Below are 19,792 nucleotides of genomic sequence, written 5' to 3' on the forward strand. Positions count from 1 at the left end.
CCCAAAAGGAACTGACTTTGATAAAATTGATCCCAAACAGGTCGCTTTTGTTGAAAATCAAATCAATCATAGACCACGAAAAAGATATAACTTTAGATCTCCATTAGAAATGTTTAACCAAAAGTTGCATTTATAAGTTGAATGTACCATTTGCGAATTCGAGAATTTTCATGTTCTCGAATTTGCTTTTTCAATCTAATTTCCCAGCTAAAGTAAATCCAACCCGTTTCGCAAATTGCTTTCCACCACCATCAACTGAAAAAGCTTCAATCACAGCAATGTAAATTCCAATAGGAGCTTTTTGGTTATTAGACATCACTCCATCCCAAGTGAAACTTCCTTGTTGACCGAGCAATTCGCTTGAAAATAAGGTATGAACCTCTCTGCCTTGATTGTCGAATATTTTCAGATTAGCAATCATTCCGATATCAAAATTGTACTGAAACAACAAGACATCCTGAAAACCATCATTATCAGGTGAAAATATGGGTTCGGTTGTTCCGAATGTTGAAGAAACACTTCCCGATTGGTACTGGGAGTTTAATTTCCCCGGAGTTCCAAAACCGATGGTTTCCGCTGCGGTATGCCAATTGGAAGCATTGGATGAAGCGCCTTCCGGATTAATTCGTTCGAGCGTTTTGTTTTCGGTATCATCAATGAGGGATAAATGCCAATCCTCGTTATAACTTACTTTATCAATCACTACTGAATTGTAAATCAGTTGAATGGTTGAAGAGTCGTTGTTCAATGATGGAAGGGAAGTCGCATAAAATCGTCCTGGAACGGCTTCCGGGAAAGTACTTTTCTGATAGTTACTGTCCGGAGTCAGTACCACATAAGATCCGGGATTCAAAAAAAAGTTTTGGTCGAACTGGACAGTATCCTCATCCAAATTTGCAATGATCAGACCATTCAGATTAATCACTTTCGACGAGCGGTTATAAACTTCCACAAAATCAGACCCACCTGTTGCAGGATCGAACAGGATTTCGTTAATCACCAAATCTCCGGCTTGTGGAATATCAGCTAGTGCAAAGTCTCCGGATAAAGTGGCTGCATTCAACCAGCAATCGCTGACTGGTCCGTAAGAAAAACTGTAGTGCTGACTCAAGGTCAAATTCTGATTGAATATAATGACAGCCTGATTACTGAAAGCAGATGCGACGGAAATGGATTGAACGGTTAAATTGGGAGTTGTTGTTATGGTTGCATTGACCAAACTGGTTGAATCCATTCCTTCCGAAAAATGAACTTCCAGGTAATTCGGGCTAAGTGCCACTAAACTCGTAAGATTTGGAACTTGAGTATCGGGAGTGATATCGTAAACTGAATTTTGAACTCCGGGAGTTCCACCATTCGGATTGTTTGAAGCGATCCAATTGGATGCATCCGAGCAAGGATCATTCGGATTGATTAATTCAAGGGTATATCCGCCGTCTTGTTTTACAGGATCCCGATACCAATCATCGGTGTAAGAAATCCGGTCAATGAGCAGACCGGTATTGTCTTTTAGAACCACATCATCACTTGAATTATTGTAGCTGGGAAAACTGCTTACACCTGAAGAACCCGGAAAATCAGGCATATTTGCGGTTGCGCAAAGGATTCGATGCTGACCGGGATTGATAAATCCGGATGTAATAGTTCCGTCTCCGCTTTGGTCACCAAGCTTCCAACCCGACAGGTCGATATATTTAGTGCTCTTGTTGTAAATTTCGATGAATTCCAATTCCGGTAAGCCAATCACAGGTGAAGGATCCACCATGATTTCGGAAATCAAAACATCACCTTTTACAGCTATTTCACCTACCAGATAAGTGAAATTTCCGGAGAGATTAGTAGCGATATTTCCAAAAACATCTTCTATACTGGAAATGGTTATCGTATAATTCTGACCGTTTGTAAGGCTTGTTCCCAAAATCAGATGAAGCAATGCTCCATTTGTTCCATCGACAGAAACATTGGAAACCGGAACTGACGGATTGATAATATAATTACTCGTTTGAAGCATAGCAGTTCCTCCAACAGGTTCACTGAACAGGAGATCCAATTGTGAATTGGTGATCACACTGGAACTTACCAAGCTTGGAGCTTGCGTGTCAATGATTTCATCTCCAATGTATACATCGTCGTAGAAGAACTTCGCTGCATTGGAAGCTGTATAGGTCTGAAATACGCCAAAATGTGTCCCAAGTAGAACCGATGCATCCGTTCCGGTGTAAGGACTTCCATAATTTGTTCCGCCACTTGCATCAACAAAGAGCTTCCAAAGACCGGCATTGTCCCGCACAACTTTCACGTGGGTGGTGAATGAAGCAGCAATTTGACCATCCGGAGCAGCACAAATCTGGGTAGAAACCCCTGAAACAATTTTAAAAAGTCTTACTGCATCTGTTGCACCGGCTTCACCAAACTGAAGATAGAACCCATCTGGATTCGTGCTTAGATCGGCTGAATTGGATGTGAGATAAACCCTTCCAAAATTGCTTGAGCTTGGAGAAAAGGTTTGACGGACCAATAGTTCCCATTGTTTATTGTCCAGAGTAGATAAATTGTGCGGAGTTGATAAATAGGAACTTGCCGCAACCGTATTACTTAGTTGTAGTTCCTGTCCAGCATTTACAATGTAGGTGGAATTAGTTCCGTTCCATGCAGGATTTGCAGTGAAATCTCCATCGGAAAAATCATCAATTACCTGATTCCAACCAAAAAAGGGAAAAAGTAGTGCAAGTACAATGAAAAGTGTTTTCATAAAAAATAAGTCGGACTAAATATACAAAAGTCCGACTTGATGAAAAAGGAATTCAATAGTTTACATTGAAATTTCTGGATATCGTGATATTTGAACATCACACTATTGCGATGTTCAAATATTCTTATTTTGCTGTATTATTTCAGTTTTCGCTCCGGGATTTGCTGATTGGTCAACTTTTGAATCGCTTTCCAGGAAGCCTTTTCTTCACTTGAACACATGGTGTATGCAATTCCGCTTGATCCTGCACGACCGGTTCTACCAATGCGATGCACATAAGTTTCAGCTACTTCCGGAATTTCGAAATTGATCACATATTCCAATTGGTCGATATCGATACCACGCGAAGCAATATCTGTTGCAATTAAAAAACTAACCGACCGATTCTTGAAACCTGCTAAAGCTCTTTCGCGTGCATTTTGAGACTTGTCTCCATGAATTGCTTCAGCTCGAAGTCCGGATTTTGTCAACTCTTTTGCTACGCGATCTGCTCCGTGTTTCGTTCGGGTGAAAACGATTGCATGGCTAATGTTCTCAGTTTTGATCAATTGTTTTAAGAAATTGCGTTTATCTGCTTTTTCAACGTAGTAAACAAACTGTTCTACAATTTCAGCTGTTGAAGAAACAGGAGTGACGCGCACATTAACCGGGTCGAATAAGATCGTACCTGCAAGCTCCATGATAGTCGGAGAAATGGTTGCCGAGAAAAAAATATTCTGCTTGTTTTTAGGCAGGCGTGGAAGAATTTTTTTGATATCGTGAATGAAACCCATGTCCAACATACGGTCCGCTTCATCCAACACGAAATGTGTGATCTTAGATAAGTGAATATGTCCTTGGTTCATCAAATCCAACAAACGACCCGGTGTTGCCACCAAAATGTCTATTCCGGCATTTAATTGGTTGACTTGTTTGTTCTGATTTACTCCGCCAAAAATCACCATGGATCTCAACTTAGAGAATTTTCCATAAGCTTTGAAACTATCATTGATTTGATTTGCTAACTCTCTAGTTGGTGCGAGTACTAAACAACGGATAGGTCTTTTCCCTTTTACCTGACCATCGGGATCCAAATGTTGTAAGATTGGTAACGCGAAAGCCGCTGTTTTCCCTGTTCCTGTTTGGGCACAACCGAATAGGTCTTTTCCTTCTAATAAACTGGGGATTGATTGTTCTTGAATCGGTGTTGGAGTAGTGTATTCTAATTCTTTTAGTGCATCCAACAAATGTGGAAGCAAGTTTAATTCATCAAATTGCATGAAATTGTTCTGTAAAATTGTCCGAACTGATTGTCACGTGTGGTGAACTTTTCCTCACTTCAAATCGGCAGAAAATGATTTTTTCCAGTGCAAAGGTACAATATTCAATTGAGAATGGATAATTGAGAATGGAAAAGGGGAGTAATTTGAAGTTAGGAATGCTATTCCTTCTAAATTATCCGTTTTCATTTTTCCATCACTTCCGCCGTATATACCCTGAAATCAGTTATTTTTGTAAAAATTTTTTTGGTTATGAGAGTAGCAGTTGTCGGAGCAACAGGAATGGTTGGAAATGTGATGTTGGAAGTTTTGAAAGAACGTTCATTTCCTATAACGGAATTAATCCCTGTGGCTTCAGAGAAATCGGTTGGTAAGAAGATCGAATTCGGAGGATTGGAATTTCCGGTTGTGGATTTGGCGACTGCTGTTACGATGAAACCGGATGTTGCTATTTTTTCTGCCGGTGGTGAGACATCTTTGGAATGGGCACCGAAATTTGCAGAAGTTGGAACTACTGTTATTGATAATAGCTCTGCCTGGAGAATGCACCCCGATAAAAAATTGATCATCCCGGAGATTAATGGAGATATTCTGACTGCTTCGGATAAGATCATTGCGAATCCAAACTGTAGTACCATTCAATTATTGATGGCTCTTGCACCACTTCATAAAGCTTATGGCGTGAAACGTGTGGTTGTTTCCACCTATCAATCAATTACCGGAACGGGAGTAAAGGCAGTTCAACAATTGGAAAACGAACGTGCAGGAATCTCGGGAGAAATGGCTTACAATTATCCGATCGATAAAAACTGTATCCCTCATTGTGATTCATTTATGGATAATGGATACACCAAAGAAGAAATGAAGTTGACGAATGAGACCAAGAAAATATTAGATCCGTCAATCTCCGTTACTGCTACTGCTGTGCGTGTTCCTGTTGTCGGTGGGCATTCGGAAGCGGTAAATGTGGAATTTGAAAAGGAATTTGATTTGGCGGATGTTCGCAAATTACTTCATGAAACAGAAGGAGTTACCTTGAAGGATGACCCAACAACGAATTCGTATCCAATGCCTCGTTTTGCACAGTCTAAAGACGATGTGTTTGTAGGAAGAATCCGAAGAGATGAGAGTCAGGAAAAGACTTTGAATATGTGGGTGGTAGCCGATAATTTGAGAAAAGGAGCAGCAACTAATGCGATTCAAATTGCCGAACTCCTGATGAAGAAAGGGATTTTGACTCCGATGACTATCGAATCACACAATTAATCGATTTCAATTTCGTTATAGCCTTATGCAGAGTAGAATTCTGGTTTTAGTGATTTGTATTTTAACTTCTTATTCATGGAGTCAAAAGGCGCACAGACATAATGGTTGGTCGCGCTCTGAAATTGGCTTTATGGCTGGAGGAAGTTATTATATCGGTGATTTGAACCAAGCTCATTTTAAGCATACGAATCTGGCGGGACAGCTCTTGTATCGTTTCAATATCAATGCACGTTTGGCTTATCGTTTAAATTTCACCTACGGGAAGATCGAAGGGTATGACAGCGAACAAAGCAATGCATTCTATAAAAATAGAAACCTCTCATTTCAATCCGATTTATTTGAATTCGGTTCAGGTATAGAAGTGACCTATTTCCCCTTTGAAATTGGAAACAGAAGATATAAGGGAACAGCTTATCTATTGGCAGAATTGTCTTTGACCCGAATTAATCCGAAGGCGAATTACAATGGGGCTTTGGTCGAATTGCAACCTTTGGGAACAGAAGGGCAAGGAACTGATTTGGCGGATAAAGGAAAATACTCACGAATTCAATTGGGAGTTCCGATTGCGGTTGGAGCACGTCTTTCACTTTCTCCGAATGTTGCTTTGAATATTGAATACGGAATCCGATTCATGTTTACGGATTATTTGGATGATGTTGGTGGATACCGTTATGCAGATCCGGTACTTTTGGCTGCTCAGAATGGTCCGACTTCAGCTGCTCTCAGCAATAGAAGTTTGGATGGAAATCGTTTCGGACAACGCGGGAATCGTGCATCCAGAGATTGGTATACCTTCTTCGGAATCGGTTTGATGATTCGTATGGGCGGAAAAGGAAATTGCCCTTCAGATTTTTAATCTATAAAATCAAATTCCTTCAGGATTCGCTGCAACTCTTTTTACTTTGTTGGAAGAAGAGAAATTTATTTGCGTTAATTCAAGTCTTCTGTCAACTTTTTTATGTTTCGCTCTACCAGTTTAAACAATTTATTATTGCGGATACAGTCCCAATTGCGCGACACTAAAATCGTATCACGACATGAAAATTTTCACCCGACAGGGAGTAAAGTCGTAATTAGGAATTATCAATGTTGATAATAAGGAGAAATCATCAAATAGACAACCACACCACTTGCAGCAACATAAAACCACAACGGCCAAGTGATTTTTGTCCACTTGCGGTGTTTATCATAGTTGCCTTCCCAAGCATGTAAATAAGAGAACAGCACCATTGGAATGACAGCAATACTTAAAATGATGTGTGTAATCAGAATCAAGTAGTAAGTGATTTTACTGGCAGATGATAAGGTTGCCAGTTCATACTTCTCCAATTCACCGCTTCCATCCAAATCCCCATAAATGGTTGAATCGGAAGTCATATGGTAAGCCACATAGCAAAGTAGGAAAAGAACAGAAAGCACCATGCAAACTTTGATGATTGCCTCGTGGAGACTGATTTTCTTCTGTTTGATAGCAACTAGTGCAACCACCAGGAGAATGGCAGTGAGAGCATTGATACAAGCATAAATCGAAGGCAAGAAAGTCAAATCAACACCTTCAATTTTGACTTTAAAGCATACGGCTACAGCAATTGGAATAACAATTGAAAGCGCAATGATCAATTTGCGAATTCCGTGTTTAGTGTTGTTTTGAGTTGACTCCATATTCAATTTCTAATAATTTGCGTAAATCGTTGTTTAACTTATCCACTTCCTTTGTTTGAGTGCCCCGATAGACACCTCTCACATAACCTTCCTTGTCAACCAGAACCATTCCATCACTATGAGCAAATCCGCCCGCTGCCATTGGATCCTTATCCGCGTGAACCATGAAATGCATCACACCTAAACGATGTGTTTTAGCTTCATCACCAGTGAAGAAATACCAGTTTTTGGTTTGGATTCCATTGTTCTTGATGTATGTTTTTAGAATGTGTGGCTGGTCTGTTTTCGGGTCGATGCTGAATGACATGAACTGAACTTCAGAAGCAAGGTCCTGTGTCAATAGATTTAACCGTTTCATTTGAGAAATCATCGGTGGACAAATACTCGGACAACTCGTAAAGAAAAAATTGGCAATCCAGACCTTTCCCTTCATTGACTCGGATGTAATCACATTCGAATCTTGATTCAGATAGGAGAAAGCGGGAATTTTAGGAAAAATGGTATCTATGGATTCAACACCATCTGTCTCAGAAAAAACAATGTCGTAATTCCCAAAATAGGGAAGTGCTTTTGGTTTCTTTTCTTGTTCTGTTTTACAACTCGTAAATAAGATTAGAATCAGCGCAACATGTAAGATCCGTTTCATTATTATTGTAATTAATTCTTTCTGTTGAACCGCGCTGCCGCTTGTTCTTTAATCAATCCACCTTGGCGGATTTCTTTTTCAATTTGAATGCTTTGATATCGTATTCCTTTTCTAAAAGAGCCATATGGTCACGCATGGTACGGATCGTACTTTCCGTTTTTCCGGGTAAAACCATTCTTAAATGATTGCTTTTATCCGATAGAAGCATGAGTTCCTGGAAACCGAATCCTCCGAAGTATTTTTTATCCTCCTGGAGTAAGGTCTGACCGTTGTGTTTGATGTTATAAAGCGCTTTTGCATCTCCGGAAACAATCAACCAGATAGAAGGGTCGAATCCTTCCACACGATCCTTTAACATGAATTCCACGTCTTTGATTCGCTTATCCGGATTTCCGGCACCATCTGTCAAAATGGAAACCAGTTTGACATGATGCAGTCTCTTTTTGTTCTCTCTAAGTGTTTGATAAATCAGTTGATCCAAGTGCCAAATAGTTATACCACAAGAATCCGGACAGGATGGTTGAATGGTTGTATACAACACAATTTGATTCTTGAAAGACTCATTGGTATAAACCTTTCCTCTGGCATCCGTAAAGGAGAATTTTGGAATTGCTCCGTAATCATCCAACTCTTTGAATTTGTGTTCGCAACCTCGAGTGGAGATGAATATTAAAATAAGAGCCGGTCCGAATAAAAGCAGTAGTGCGAACACTGATTTTAACGAACCGGCCTTAGAATTTGACTTAGCCATTGGCTATAAATCGTTTAAGTGAAAACTATCCTCCGTATGTTTCCCATGCTGTGTGAACGGCGTTAGCCTCAGTCAGAGCTATGAAAATAAGGTAAATAACAAAAATAAAATACGGAACTAAAATGCAATATTTCAATACTTTTCGTTCATCACCTAAGTGCATGAACACCAATACAATGTAACCAGCTTTCAACAATGTCAATCCGATGAATAGGATCTTAACCATCCACCACATCGGGTTGTCTTGATGAACCATTGCTCCTACAGCAACTTCAAATGCAGTAATTACTGTAAGGATAGCTGTTACTAACCAAATCTTGCGACGAATCTTTTTACCAGCCTCTTCGCTATGGTGAGCATCTAATGAATATTCAATAATATCGTCTCTTTCCATGATATATCGTTCTAAAAAATTAAACTAAGTAGAAGAATGTAAATACAAACACCCAAACTAAATCGACAAAGTGCCAGTACAATCCTGTTTTCTCAACCATCTCATAATGTCCGCGCTTGTGGTAAGTACCACGGGAAACACCTAAGAAAATCAAGATATTGATCATTACTCCTGAGAATACGTGGAATCCGTGGAAACCTGTAATGAAGAAGAAGAATTGTCCGTATTGAGATGGACCATATTCGTTGCTTTGTAAATCAGCACCGTAAATGATTGCTCCTTTTTTTCCTGAGTTAACAGATTCCCAATATTTCACTTCAGCATCTTTTCCATGGATTTTCGTCACTTTAGGTAAAGAGTGTTCGTTTCCATCAGTCTTGATGATCAACTCCATGTGTTCATCGTTGTGCTTTTTCCAAGTTGCAACTGAACCATCGTGAAGGGTGATCTTTCCGTCCTTTACTTGTCCGTTCATAACCGCTGTACGGAAATGGTGGAACAATTCGTCAGGAGTTTCTTTAATCACATCTCCAACTTTGTGGTGTTTTCCAGCTTGAACTACTGTAAAGCTTTCCAAATCTCCGAAGTGACCTTTCACAATCGCACGGGATCCTGTATGCTCTCCGGATAGGATTTCAACACTTCCGAAATGAGAACCGTGAATAAAGTGAGACCACTCCCAAGCTTGAGAACCCAAGAAGAAGAAACCACCGATGATGGTAGCAATCATCCACTTCATTACACCTTTCTTATCCATTCGGTGACCTGCTTCAACAGCCAATACCATCGTTACAGATGATACGATCAAGATGAAGGTCATCAAAGCCACATACATCAACGGATAACCATGACCTAAGAAAGGCAAGGAGTCAAAAGTCTCTTCACCGATTGGCCATGCGCTCTGCGTCGTGTGGCGCGTATAACCATAAGCAACTAACAATCCACCGAATGTCAATGCATCCGATACCAAGAAAAACCACATCATTAGTTTTCCGTAACTTACGTTAAACGGAGAAACTTTCCCGCTCCAAGCGGTTGCTGCGTCGACATGTGTTGTAGCGTGTCCAGCCATTTTATAATTTTTTGTGCAAGTTTAATGAATAAAAAGCAAAAAAAGCAACAAATAAATCCATAATACACCTAAAAAATGCCAGAAAATAGCAAGGGTGCGTATTGGAAGGAAATTATCAATTGCTAATTTGCCTGAGAATGAATGAATTGAAGCTCGAAACATGAAAAACAATGTCACCACAATATGTAATAGGTGTAAAGCAGTCATCAAATAAAGGTATGCACTTGATGTATCGGAATCACCGTCGAGTCTCAATTGTAATGGTGCAGACAGTGGGTTTCCTTTCAAATAAAGCGTTCTATCCTTATATTGAAGCTCTTGTTTCTTATAAAATATTTTAAAGTCTTTCCCGAATTTTCCTTTGTGGAAGAAATCTCCGCGACCGTCACGTAAATGCCATGAAAATTGTTCCAAACGGATCAAATCAACGGGTTTCAATTCAATGGAATCCTGAACATAGAACTTCCCATCTTTCAACTTGACCTCTTGGCTTTTATACCGAAGCGTATACTTATCCAAATTGGCAATTTTAGGATTTTTGGCCCTGGTAATTGCTTCAAATTGTTTCGCGAAAAGACCGATTTCTTTTTTCTGCTTTTCAGAAATGACTTTTCCGGCAATTAAGTAATCACTGCCGTCCACTTCCATGTATTTGCCATCCACTTCCAATTCATAATAGTCACCGTAGCGTCCTTCGGAAACTGTTATTTTAGAGGATAAAGCTGAACCGTTTTCATTGAGTTGTGAATAACCTTGCCATTGAAAATAAGCAAATCCAACTCCAAGAATAAAAGTGAGAGGAACAATTGTTTTGAGTATGGCAGCATTTCCCCTTTGTGCAATTTTGATTCCAATAAATAGAACAATACTGCTTAAGATAATCAGTGCGGTAGAAATGTAGAATGCCGGTGGGAAATCGTATTTCACCCAAAATGTATCTCCTGCACTTACAATGTAACCTGAGGATAAACCTGCAAATAACATCATGATACTGAAAATTCCCACGTAAATGAGATTTTTTCGCATTTTCTCCCGAATCTCAGGAGTCAATTCTTTGTCGTATTCTGTTTGAGACATGTGTTTTTTAAAAAAGTGTACCGTGTTTCCACAATGCCTCCATGATTTCAGGAAGATTTCTGTCGAACACGTATAAAAATTGAACTACGGGTAACCAAATGAAGGATGCAAACATGAGTTTTCGCGCATCAGCAATTGTAAGACTCAGGAAAAGTTTATAGGCTTGAAGGAAGAATAGGATGGAACAAGTTCCGGCTATAATTAATGTAATGTCGCTCGTCCAGCCCATTAGCCAAGGCAATAAGGAAAAAGGAATTAGCGCCAATGAATAGATCATGATCTGAAAAGCAGATCCTTTGGTTCTTCCTTGTTTGGAAGGTAAAAGTGAAAATCCTGCTTGTTGATAATCGTCATATACCACCCATGCAATTGCCCAGAAATGAGGAAACTGCCAAACAAATTGCACGAAGAATAACACTCCTGGAACTAATCCGAAACTATCAGATCCGGCAACAGCACCGATCATCGGAGGAAGAGCTCCTGGAAACGCACCTACAAAAACAGCCCATGTAGAAATGCGCTTCATCGGGGTGTAAATAAAAACGTAAGATACGAATGCGGCTAAACCAAGCAGCATTGACCCCAGATTTAATTGGTAAAGCATCCACAATCCGGGAAGTAAACAAAGGGCAATAACAATTAATCCTTCATTCACAGACATTTCGCCCATTGGAAGCGGTCTTTTTCCAGTTCGGTTCATGAGTACATCCAGCTCGCGTTCCCAAATTTGATTGCATCCGTTTGAAGCAGCTGTTACCAGTAAACCACCGAGCATTAAGTAAACCATTTCCAGCTTGTCGCTACCTCCAACAAACAAATATCCGGAAAGGGCTGATAGAACAACAAGGGCTGAGAGTCTGAATTTGGTGAAATTCATGTACATCTTCACTTTTTTGCCTATACCCATAATTACTCTATTTAAAGACTGTGCAAATGTACACATCAAGTTGGAAATAGCACCCAACTCTAATTCAAAATTTCAAATGGCGGTTAAATTAGATTGATTTTAGATAACAATAATTTCAAGTATTCTTTAAAATGAACCAAATGTTACTTAGTTCTTACCTATTATTAATTTCTGTGGGTTTGATTTAACTTTAAAGATACCTTTGTTCTGTATCAGGTTATGAGTTCCTTTTAGGAATCTCAAAAATCGGGTCATAGGTGTGTTAGTTTGAGGGAGGAAGTGGTAAGCCTCCCTCTTTTTTTGCCCTAAATTTCCGTGCTCTAAATTTCATATTGAAAACCGGGGTTATATATTGATAAGATTAACACATTGTTCCCAAATATCAATCTTCCAACGTCATACGATTAATTTCTTTGTTTTTGATTATCGGATCTTTCGTTCGTTGAACAGGTTACTGCGCATACCTAAACAGATCAATGGACTCGTGCGGGATTCCATTTCACCCCAACTGTATTGCATTCCCGCCTGAAGATAAAGTTCCAATTGCAGTTTACTCAAAGTGGTGGAAGCATTTGCCTGAAAGGAAAGTGCCCGCTGAGTAATTCCTTGACCAATCGTGTTTCCATATTCTTTTGGGTGGGAAGTATAGCTTTTGTAGATGTCTCCTCCATAACTGATGGAAGAATCGTCGTATCCCTTTAAGTAGAAGGAAGAAAAAAGTGTCAATTGGAAGTTCTTGAATGGAATTTGAGCTGTTGCAAGCAATTCAGCAAAATTACTTCCCAGATAATGTCCAAGCGGCAAACCGAGCGAACCGTTATTCTGTCCGGAAGAAATATGGGAGAAGGTATAAGGTCGAACCAGGTTGCCTTCGAATTGATAGGACCATTTTTTGAATTGACCTTTGACTCCCAATTGCAGACCGTATTTGTTTGCCCACCATTTAGAACGCTTTGTGATTTCTTTCAATACAAATTCATCCAAGGGCAATTGGAAATAGACGCAGTGTTTTTTAGAACCAAAGTAATAAGAGGACTGAAGTGCAAGGAGCACATTGTCAGTCGATCCCAAGCTGTATTCCTGTGGGCGGAAGAACACGAATGGATTCAGGTATTCCACTTCATAACCTCTTTTGTAGGTACTGTCCTTGGATTGGAAAATGACGGATTCCAGCAACATGATATTGAAATTCGACCCGATATTCATACTGAGGTAATGCGTTGTATTGTATTTCCAATCGCGGGTTTTGTTGGCGTAATTATTATCGTGTAAAAATTGGTAGAGTAACCCGTATTCCAGATTCCAAAAATTCACCCGGAACTGGACAAATGGATTTGGGGCAACCTGATCTCCTTGAATCAGTGAGCGGTAGCCTTCACCAAAAAACTGATTGTCTATTCCGGCACTGATGTGAAGCATGTCGTTTGGTGTATACCCCAGTCGTGTTCGAATATCTGTGAACCAATAGGCATCCCGATTTTGCATGGGTGAAAAAGCCACATGTGTTTGGGTGTAATCTTCCCTCAAACTCCAGCCCGAAGTTAACAAGGTGCGATTGTACCACTTGCCCCAAGTTTTCTCGAAATTGAATCCGACGGCTGCCCGGTAATTAATTGCAGTGTCGTATTGAAAATAACTATCCGATGCCGGAAGAATAACAAACGGTCTTTTAGCTTCTTTGGGATTGGAAAAAAGAGGGGTGTTGTTCTGCTTGATTTCAATGATAAACGTGTCAGAAGTGTTTGTTTCCAGATTTAAGGGATTCGCACGAATCAGCGGTTGAATAGAATGATGAAGGTTTCGTTTGTAAGGAAAGTCCGGCTTTAAACTGAAATTACGAATGCGATCAATCTTTCCCTGAGAATGCCCCAGGAAGCAGATGAAAACGGTTGCTATGAGAATTTGGATCCGCATCAGAAGTCGAAATAATGATTATTTAGGGCAGTTCGAATCCCCAGGTTGAACCAATAAGACTGTTCATTTTGCAATGGATTTTTCACCATTCTCAACTTTGCCGAACCAAAGATTTCCAATCCATATCCGTGATTGAAGTTATACCCCAATTCGAAGGTCTCATAAAGCACTTGTTGATTTGTTCCGGAAGCGGCTTCGTAAACAGGTAACAATTGTCTGTAATTATCCGATTGATTCAGGTAGTAATTGGTGGAAGAACTAACGAATAAATGATTCCATTCCGCACGAAGACGGATGATTACTTCATCCACGCCAGCTCCCATCGGATGTCCGATCGGAAGATTGAAATTGCTGTAATTGATTCTCGGATTGGAAGATTTATATGCGTTTGAAGAAGTGTGATTGTATTCTACATGAACCAGATAATTGGGAGATTTGAATGGCCAATACCGGATTCCGATCTGACCCACATCACTGGATTTGGAATAGGGATTTCTCCCGTATTGTCCATACAAAAGTACTTTCCATACTCTCCAATTCAGATCGAGACCCAAGTAAGCATAACTTTTTCCATTGATTCCTTCCTGAATCGTTGCTGCACCAGGAATCGGGATATAAAACCCACCTTCGACTGCCTGTTTCTGAATGGAGTCTCCCCTTGTCCAGGTTCCACCTTCAATCAATCCGATCCGAAGATGCTCGGTCGCCTGGAAATAGATCGACCCGATACTCAATGCTTTCCGTTCGTAAAGTGCCTCCCCATTGCTGGCATAAGGAACCCGAAGTAAATTCAATCCTTGCAACCGGATTAACTGAAAATTCCATTTTTTACCCAAGGTATAATTCACCCGGAAATTCATAGTCGGGAGCGAATTGTCAGAATAGAGCATGGAGCGATAACCACTTCCGACAAAAATCGGATTATTTCCTGCAGAGACAGATAGGCTTTTCAAAACTTGCCATTGCACCATTCCGGTTGCATATGCGTAATCAAATCCATTTGTTTTAAAGGGTTTTGTACGGGCGCTTCCGGGAATCACAGCATTTACCTGATGGTAGCTTGAATCAGAGCTGTTCGGATAAAATTCCCCTCGATTGGTGACATATTGCTGAGCGTAATAAGGTAAAACAGCTTGGTTTTCATAAAAAGATCCGGAAAAAAAGACCTTGTTTTTCATGCTTCCTTCTATCCGGAGACCACGAACATTCAGGTACTGACTCATAGCGGTATCTCCGCGTTCAACACCCGATTGGATATCCAGAATGGGACTTGCCCAAATAGCACCTTCTTTTTTAATGACCTGAATGATTTCCCGCTGATATATGTAGTGTCCAACCGTTGCATAGCGCAACTTTTGTTCCTTTGTTGTGTTGTAGTAATTCACCTGATTGTCGCTCACCGGGAAAATAGGAGTAAAGGAAGAATCAGTGAAAAAGGAAATATCCTTGAAGTAGGATTCAATTGGTAAAACGCGGTATTGTTGTCCAAATAGTGTGGAGACTAGAAAGAATGAAAAGAAGGTATTTAGTACTAGTTTCATTTATTCATCAGGTCAATGAGAGCCTTTGTTTTTACAATGAAGTGGGGATTGTATAAGCTTTCCTTATTGTAAGTAAGTGCTTCATTGGTTTCAGCATTCACAACTATTCCTCCCAAGGCTTCTATAATTGCTTGTCCGGCAGCAATATCCCATTCCATCGTAGGTGCAAATCTCGGATAAACATCCGCCTTTCCCAAAGCTAAATCGAAAAATTTTAATGCACTTCCTTTTTGTTGGAATTCCACTTCTCCGAATTGCTCACGCATGGCTTGATTGAATACAAGGTCATTCCCGGAATGATGGGAGCGACTTCCTGAAATTTTGAGCGGGTTATTGACTTCCATTTTGGGACTGATCTTTTTCCAATTTTCGGGTTGATTAATCTCATCAAATGAAAGGACGGTTACCTGAAAATCGGTTCCACCAAAAATGATTTCCTGATTGACAGGCGATGCTATGAATCCCAGAATGGAACGGTTTTGATCAACCAATGCAATGCAAACTGCAAACTCTCCGTTTTTTTGGATGAATTCTTTGGTTCCGTCCAACGGATCTACAACCCAAACAGTTTCCCATGTTTTTCTGATTTCAAATGGAGAATTCTTGATTTCCTCCATAATGGTTGGAATTCCGGTTTGTTCCAATGCTTTTTTAAGGATTGAATTGGAAATCAGATCCGCCTTGGTTAGAGGACTTCCATCCGTTTTCAAAGAAGGATCAAAATCTGTCTCATAAATTTGCATAATTGCCTTTGAAGCTTCTACGCAAGCTTTGAGAACAATCGGAATAAAAGTTTGAATTTCTGAAATAACCATCGGTTAAAAGTAATGAGAAAAGAGGAATGGTGAAGCTAAAGTTAGTTGAAAATGAAAAGGTGAAGGGGAGAATCGGATAAGAGTACACTTATCCTTCTTTTACCCGGGTAATAAAGTGGCTAATTCCTTTTAGTATCAATTCTTCCTCAAATTTAATCGCCAGTTAATTTCGTATCAGTATCTTTGATTAAATCCCATTCATAGGATATGAATAGAAATAAAACATTCAAGAATATTCCGGATTTCAAACTTTCTCCATCTGTCGATAAAGTAGGAGTGGAAGAGCGCGTAGCCCGGTTTCAAACCAGAAGTATCAAAAATGAATCAAAAGTTCAAGGCTTGAAAATGGTGTTGAATATGATCGATCTGACCACCTTGGAAGGGAAAGATACTCCCGGAAAAGTACGTCAGTTGTGCTACAAAGCTCAGCATTTACATGATCTACAGGATGGGTTGCCAACGGTAGCCGCAATTTGTGTTTATCCGACAATGGTCGCAGAAGCAAAAAAGGCATTGGGAGATTCCGGTGTCAAGGTGGCGTCTGTCTCTACGGCTTTTCCTAGCGGACAATCGACCATGGAAATCAAATTGCTGGACACGAAATTTGCAGTGGACAATGGTGCTGACGAAATAGATATGGTCATTTCCCGAGGAAAATTTTTAGCAGGTGAATACAACTTTGTGTTTGATGAAATTGCAGCAATAAAAGAAGCTTGTGGCAAAGCACGATTGAAAGTCATTTTTGAAACAGGTGAACTGGCATCTCTCGATCAAGTGCGCAGAGCAAGTGATATTGCCATGTATGCAGGTGCGGATTTCATCAAGACTTCTACCGGGAAAATTCAACCTGCTGCAACTATGCAAGTGACTTATACGATGCTTTGTGCAATCAAGGATTTTTACAGAAAAACCGGAGTGAAAGTAGGAATGAAGCCAGCCGGTGGAATTTCTTCTTCCAAGTTGGCATTGCACAATCTGGTCATGGTGAAAGAAACATTGGGGAACGATTGGTTGAATAACGACTGGTTCCGATTTGGAGCAAGTTCGTTGGCAAACGACGTACTGATGCAATTGGTAAAACAAGAAACGGGGCACTATCAAAGCGCCGATTATTTTTCGATAGATTAATCCTCCCCCTCAGTCCCCCTCCAAAGGGGGAAGCCTCTCCTCCCTTGAGGGAGGATCAAGGAGGGTGGCTTTAAAAATATAAAATGGCAAAAAAGAACCATAAGGAGAAAACAACTTTCGACTTCAACGGCGGATGGGATTACAGCCCTAGTCCGGAAAGTACCAGTCATGTAAAACTCAAGGAACGCTACGATCTGTATATCGATGGAAAGTTCGTTGCGCCAAATTCCGGTAAGTACTTCCAAACAACGAATCCGGCAACGGAGAAAGTGATTGCAGAAGTAGCTTACGCCGATGAAAGTGATGTGGATAAAGCAGTAAAAGCTGCCCGTAAAGCGTATGAAAACGTCTGGTCGAAACTATCTGCAAAAGAACGCGGAAAATACATTTATCGCATTGCCCGTCTGATGCAGGAAAAAGCACGTGAATTGGCAGTTGTCGAAACACTGGATGCTGGAAAAACGATTCGTGAATCACGGGACGTGGATGTTCCCTTGGCGTGTAATCATTTCTTTTATTATGCCGGTTGGGCAGATAAATTGGAGTATGCGTTTCCAAATAGAACCGTTAGTGCGTTAGGAGTTGTAGGACAAGTTATCCCTTGGAATTTTCCGCTTTTGATGGCTGCATGGAAAATTGCACCGGCTTTGGCAGCAGGAAATACAGTAGTTCTGAAACCTGCAGAAACAACACCTCTTACTGCTATGTTATTGGCAGAGATTATCCACGAATCAGGATTGCCGGCAGGTGTGGTGAACATTTTGACAGGTTACGGCGATACCGGAGCAGCGATTGTAAACCATCCGGATATCAATAAGATTGCATTTACAGGTTCAACGAATGTTGGAAAGATCATCCAGAAAGCGGTTGCCGGAACAGGAAAGAAATTGACCTTGGAATTGGGTGGAAAATCCGCAAATATCGTATTTGAAGATGCTCCGATCGATCAGGCTGTGGAAGGAATTGTAAATGGAATTTTCTTCAACCAGGGACACGTCTGCTGTGCAGGTTCGCGTTTGTTCGTTCAGGAATCGGTTGCAGAGGAAGTGATCCAAAAATTGAAAGATCGCTTGGACACCTTGTATGTCGGAGATCCCTTGGATAAAAACACAGACATTGGAGCCATCAATTCGAAAGAGCAGTTGGAAACCATTCAGAAATACATTAAAATCGGGAAAGACGAAGGAGCGAGCATGTATGAAAGTTCGTGTGAGCTTCCAAAGAAAGGATACTTTGTTCGACCAACTTTATTTACAGATGTGGCGCAATCCAGTAGAATTTCGCAAGAAGAAATTTTTGGGCCGGTGTTAACGATTCAGACCTTTCGAACAATCGATGAGGTGATCCAAAAGGCAAATAATTCCCCTTATGGTTTAGCAGCAGGAGTTTGGACAGATAAAGGATCACGCATCTTTAACCTGACGTCGAAATTGCGAGCTGGAGTTATTTGGGCGAATACCTACAATAAATTCGACCCGACTTCTCCGTTTGGAGGATACAAAGAAAGCGGTTTTGGACGTGAAGGAGGTTTGCAAGGATTGGGAGCTTATTTGAGAGTGGAAAGATAATTATTGCATATAAATTGGGGTAATCCTCCCCCTCAGTCCCCCTCCAAAGGGGGAAGCGGATTGAATCTCTCCCTTTGGAGGGAGATAAAAGAGGGAGGAAAAACGAGATTTTACAAATTATGTCACGATTGGAAATACTAAAAACATACAAGATCTTCATTGGCGGACAATTCCCGAGAACGGAATCCGGAAGATATTACGCACCCTTGGATAAGAAAGGTCAGCCTTTGGCGAATATGTGTTTATCGTCACGGAAAGATTTCAGGAACGCAGTGGTTGCTGCACGAAAAGCCTTTGGATCCTGGTCCGAGAAAACGGCTTTTAATCGCGGACAGATTTTGTATCGCATTGCCGAAATGCTGGAAGGTCGAAAAGGACAGTTTGTGGAAGAATTGGTAAAGCAAGGAAGCACAGAGGCAAAAGCGAAACAAGAAGTCGAGTTAGCAATTGACCGTTGCGTTTATTATGCCGGTTGGTGTGATAAATACCAGCAGGTTTTCAGTTCGGTGAATCCGGTAGCAAGCAGTCATTTCAATTTTTCAGCTTTGGAGCCCATGGGAGTTGTGGGAATCATCGCTCCGCAAACAAACGGATTGATCGGCTTGGTTTCAACGATTTTACCGGTGATTGCAGGAGGAAATGCATGCATTGTTTTGGCATCGGAGAATTTGCCGTTATGCGCAATTACCTTCGCTGAAGTGTTAGCTACTTCCGATCTGACTGGCGGAGTGGTTAATATCCTGACCGGAACTGAAAAAGAGTTGGTGGAACAATTCCATAGCCACATGGATGTGAATGCAGTGGTTTACGCCGGGGGAAATAAAGAAAACGCTTTAGCAATTGAAACCGGTGCGGACAGCAATGTGAAACGCATCTTTGTTTATGAGAACGATTTCACCAAAGCAACGGATGAAAATCCTTATTACATCACAGATTTACAAGAATTGAAAACGACTTGGCATCCGATTGAGAATGTGGGAGGGGCGACGAGTAGTTATTAGTTCAAAATTCAATTCAGATAGCTATTGGGAGTAAAATTC

At 40.6% G+C, this 19,792-nt stretch carries 17 protein-coding genes; 5 read left to right on the top strand and 12 right to left on the bottom strand.

Annotated elements, in window-relative coordinates; all coding sequences use genetic code 11:
* Positions 1–190: 190 nt before the first annotated feature.
* Both AAG807_RS18375 and AAG807_RS18380 read right to left on the bottom strand, forming a co-directional pair.
* Positions 191–2,752 carry a lamin tail domain-containing protein gene (locus AAG807_RS18375; protein WP_341907193.1) on the bottom strand — a complete coding sequence of 854 codons (2,562 nt, stop codon included), beginning with the start codon at positions 2,750–2,752 and terminating at the stop codon, positions 191–193.
* A gap of 137 nt (positions 2,753–2,889) precedes the next feature.
* Positions 2,890–4,011 (bottom strand): DEAD/DEAH box helicase, encoded by a 1,122-nt coding sequence (locus tag AAG807_RS18380; RefSeq protein WP_341907195.1) that lies wholly within the window; start codon positions 4,009–4,011, stop codon positions 2,890–2,892.
* Between the two features lie 252 nt (positions 4,012–4,263).
* Here AAG807_RS18380 and AAG807_RS18385 point away from each other — a divergent pair, with 252 nt between their 5' ends.
* Both AAG807_RS18385 and AAG807_RS18390 read left to right on the top strand, forming a co-directional pair.
* Positions 4,264–5,277, top strand: coding sequence for an aspartate-semialdehyde dehydrogenase (locus tag AAG807_RS18385; RefSeq protein ID WP_341907198.1), 1,014 nt, complete (start codon positions 4,264–4,266; stop codon positions 5,275–5,277).
* Positions 5,278–5,302: 25 nt separating this feature from the next.
* Positions 5,303–6,133: a DUF6089 family protein gene (locus AAG807_RS18390; RefSeq protein WP_341907201.1), complete on the top strand. Its 831-nt coding sequence runs from the start codon at positions 5,303–5,305 to the stop codon at positions 6,131–6,133.
* 227 nt (positions 6,134–6,360) lie between these two features.
* On the opposite strand, the gene AAG807_RS18395 is transcribed toward AAG807_RS18390, so the two are convergent.
* From AAG807_RS18395 to AAG807_RS18440, 10 genes are all read right to left on the bottom strand, one after another.
* The gene (locus AAG807_RS18395; protein ID WP_341907203.1) at positions 6,361–6,939 is read right to left on the bottom strand and encodes a DUF420 domain-containing protein; all 579 of its coding nucleotides are present in this window, start codon (positions 6,937–6,939) and stop codon (positions 6,361–6,363) included.
* Positions 6,914–7,585: an SCO family protein gene (locus tag AAG807_RS18400; RefSeq protein WP_341907208.1), complete on the bottom strand. Its 672-nt coding sequence runs from the start codon at positions 7,583–7,585 to the stop codon at positions 6,914–6,916. Before AAG807_RS18400 ends, AAG807_RS18395 begins: the two co-directional genes overlap by 26 nt.
* 52 nt (positions 7,586–7,637) lie before the next feature.
* Entirely contained in the window at positions 7,638–8,336 is a 699-nt protein-coding gene (locus tag AAG807_RS18405) for an SCO family protein (protein WP_341907210.1), read from the bottom strand.
* A 25-nt stretch (positions 8,337–8,361) separates the two neighbouring features.
* Positions 8,362–8,730: a cytochrome C oxidase subunit IV family protein gene (locus AAG807_RS18410; RefSeq protein ID WP_341907213.1), complete on the bottom strand. Its 369-nt coding sequence runs from the start codon at positions 8,728–8,730 to the stop codon at positions 8,362–8,364.
* A gap of 19 nt (positions 8,731–8,749) precedes the next feature.
* Positions 8,750–9,802, bottom strand: a complete 1,053-nt coding sequence (locus tag AAG807_RS18415) for a cytochrome c oxidase subunit 3 (RefSeq protein ID WP_341907215.1) — start codon at positions 9,800–9,802, stop codon at positions 8,750–8,752.
* 21 nt (positions 9,803–9,823) lie between these two features.
* Positions 9,824–10,879, bottom strand: a complete 1,056-nt coding sequence (locus tag AAG807_RS18420; protein WP_341907218.1) for a hypothetical protein — start codon at positions 10,877–10,879, stop codon at positions 9,824–9,826.
* Between the two features lie 7 nt (positions 10,880–10,886).
* Positions 10,887–11,786 carry a heme o synthase gene (gene cyoE / locus AAG807_RS18425; RefSeq protein WP_341907219.1) on the bottom strand — a complete coding sequence of 300 codons (900 nt, stop codon included), beginning with the start codon at positions 11,784–11,786 and terminating at the stop codon, positions 10,887–10,889.
* A 423-nt stretch (positions 11,787–12,209) separates the two neighbouring features.
* Positions 12,210–13,700, bottom strand: a complete 1,491-nt coding sequence (locus AAG807_RS18430) for a hypothetical protein (protein WP_341907221.1) — start codon at positions 13,698–13,700, stop codon at positions 12,210–12,212.
* The gene (locus AAG807_RS18435; protein WP_341907223.1) at positions 13,700–15,241 is read right to left on the bottom strand and encodes a hypothetical protein; all 1,542 of its coding nucleotides are present in this window, start codon (positions 15,239–15,241) and stop codon (positions 13,700–13,702) included. The genes AAG807_RS18430 and AAG807_RS18435 overlap by 1 nt, the downstream gene beginning before the upstream one ends.
* Entirely contained in the window at positions 15,238–16,056 is an 819-nt protein-coding gene (locus AAG807_RS18440; protein WP_341907225.1) for a 3'(2'),5'-bisphosphate nucleotidase CysQ, read from the bottom strand. The genes AAG807_RS18435 and AAG807_RS18440 overlap by 4 nt, the downstream gene beginning before the upstream one ends.
* A gap of 207 nt (positions 16,057–16,263) precedes the next feature.
* Between AAG807_RS18440 and deoC the strand changes: the two genes are divergently transcribed.
* The 3 genes from deoC to AAG807_RS18455 all read left to right on the top strand — a co-directional run bounded on the left by deoC (position 16,264) and on the right by AAG807_RS18455 (position 19,753).
* Complete coding sequence (deoC, locus tag AAG807_RS18445) at positions 16,264–17,184, top strand: deoxyribose-phosphate aldolase (RefSeq protein WP_341907228.1); 921 nt, start codon at positions 16,264–16,266, stop codon at positions 17,182–17,184.
* Positions 17,185–17,267: 83 nt separating this feature from the next.
* Positions 17,268–18,752 (top strand): aldehyde dehydrogenase family protein, encoded by a 1,485-nt coding sequence (locus tag AAG807_RS18450; protein WP_341907230.1) that lies wholly within the window; start codon positions 17,268–17,270, stop codon positions 18,750–18,752.
* A 119-nt stretch (positions 18,753–18,871) separates the two neighbouring features.
* Positions 18,872–19,753, top strand: a complete 882-nt coding sequence (locus AAG807_RS18455; protein ID WP_341907232.1) for an aldehyde dehydrogenase family protein — start codon at positions 18,872–18,874, stop codon at positions 19,751–19,753.
* Positions 19,754–19,792 lie beyond the last annotated feature (39 nt).

The sequence above is a fragment of the Fluviicola taffensis DSM 16823 genome, from assembly GCF_943372375.1.
GTDB lineage: Bacteria > Bacteroidota > Bacteroidia > Flavobacteriales_D > Crocinitomicaceae > Fluviicola > Fluviicola taffensis_A.

Excerpts from the sequence above, each read along its gene's own strand:
- AAG807_RS18390 (WP_341907201.1), top strand. The coding sequence starts at position 5,303 with ATGCAGAGTAGAATTCTGGTTTTAGTGATTTGTATTTTAACTTCTTAT.
- AAG807_RS18395 (WP_341907203.1), bottom strand. The coding sequence starts at position 6,939 with ATGGAGTCAACTCAAAACAACACTAAACACGGAATTCGCAAATTGATC.
- AAG807_RS18385 (WP_341907198.1), top strand. The coding sequence starts at position 4,264 with ATGAGAGTAGCAGTTGTCGGAGCAACAGGAATGGTTGGAAATGTGATG.
- AAG807_RS18435 (WP_341907223.1), bottom strand. The coding sequence starts at position 15,241 with ATGAAACTAGTACTAAATACCTTCTTTTCATTCTTTCTAGTCTCCACA.
- AAG807_RS18380 (WP_341907195.1), bottom strand. The coding sequence starts at position 4,011 with ATGCAATTTGATGAATTAAACTTGCTTCCACATTTGTTGGATGCACTA.
- deoC (WP_341907228.1), top strand. The coding sequence starts at position 16,264 with ATGAATAGAAATAAAACATTCAAGAATATTCCGGATTTCAAACTTTCT.
- AAG807_RS18430 (WP_341907221.1), bottom strand. The coding sequence starts at position 13,700 with ATGCGGATCCAAATTCTCATAGCAACCGTTTTCATCTGCTTCCTGGGG.
- AAG807_RS18415 (WP_341907215.1), bottom strand. The coding sequence starts at position 9,802 with ATGGCTGGACACGCTACAACACATGTCGACGCAGCAACCGCTTGGAGC.
- AAG807_RS18450 (WP_341907230.1), top strand. The coding sequence starts at position 17,268 with ATGGCAAAAAAGAACCATAAGGAGAAAACAACTTTCGACTTCAACGGC.
- AAG807_RS18420 (WP_341907218.1), bottom strand. The coding sequence starts at position 10,879 with ATGTCTCAAACAGAATACGACAAAGAATTGACTCCTGAGATTCGGGAG.
- cyoE (WP_341907219.1), bottom strand. The coding sequence starts at position 11,786 with ATGGGTATAGGCAAAAAAGTGAAGATGTACATGAATTTCACCAAATTC.
- AAG807_RS18375 (WP_341907193.1), bottom strand. The coding sequence starts at position 2,752 with ATGAAAACACTTTTCATTGTACTTGCACTACTTTTTCCCTTTTTTGGT.
- AAG807_RS18440 (WP_341907225.1), bottom strand. The coding sequence starts at position 16,056 with ATGGTTATTTCAGAAATTCAAACTTTTATTCCGATTGTTCTCAAAGCT.
- AAG807_RS18455 (WP_341907232.1), top strand. The coding sequence starts at position 18,872 with ATGTCACGATTGGAAATACTAAAAACATACAAGATCTTCATTGGCGGA.
- AAG807_RS18400 (WP_341907208.1), bottom strand. The coding sequence starts at position 7,585 with ATGAAACGGATCTTACATGTTGCGCTGATTCTAATCTTATTTACGAGT.
- AAG807_RS18405 (WP_341907210.1), bottom strand. The coding sequence starts at position 8,336 with ATGGCTAAGTCAAATTCTAAGGCCGGTTCGTTAAAATCAGTGTTCGCA.
- AAG807_RS18410 (WP_341907213.1), bottom strand. The coding sequence starts at position 8,730 with ATGGAAAGAGACGATATTATTGAATATTCATTAGATGCTCACCATAGC.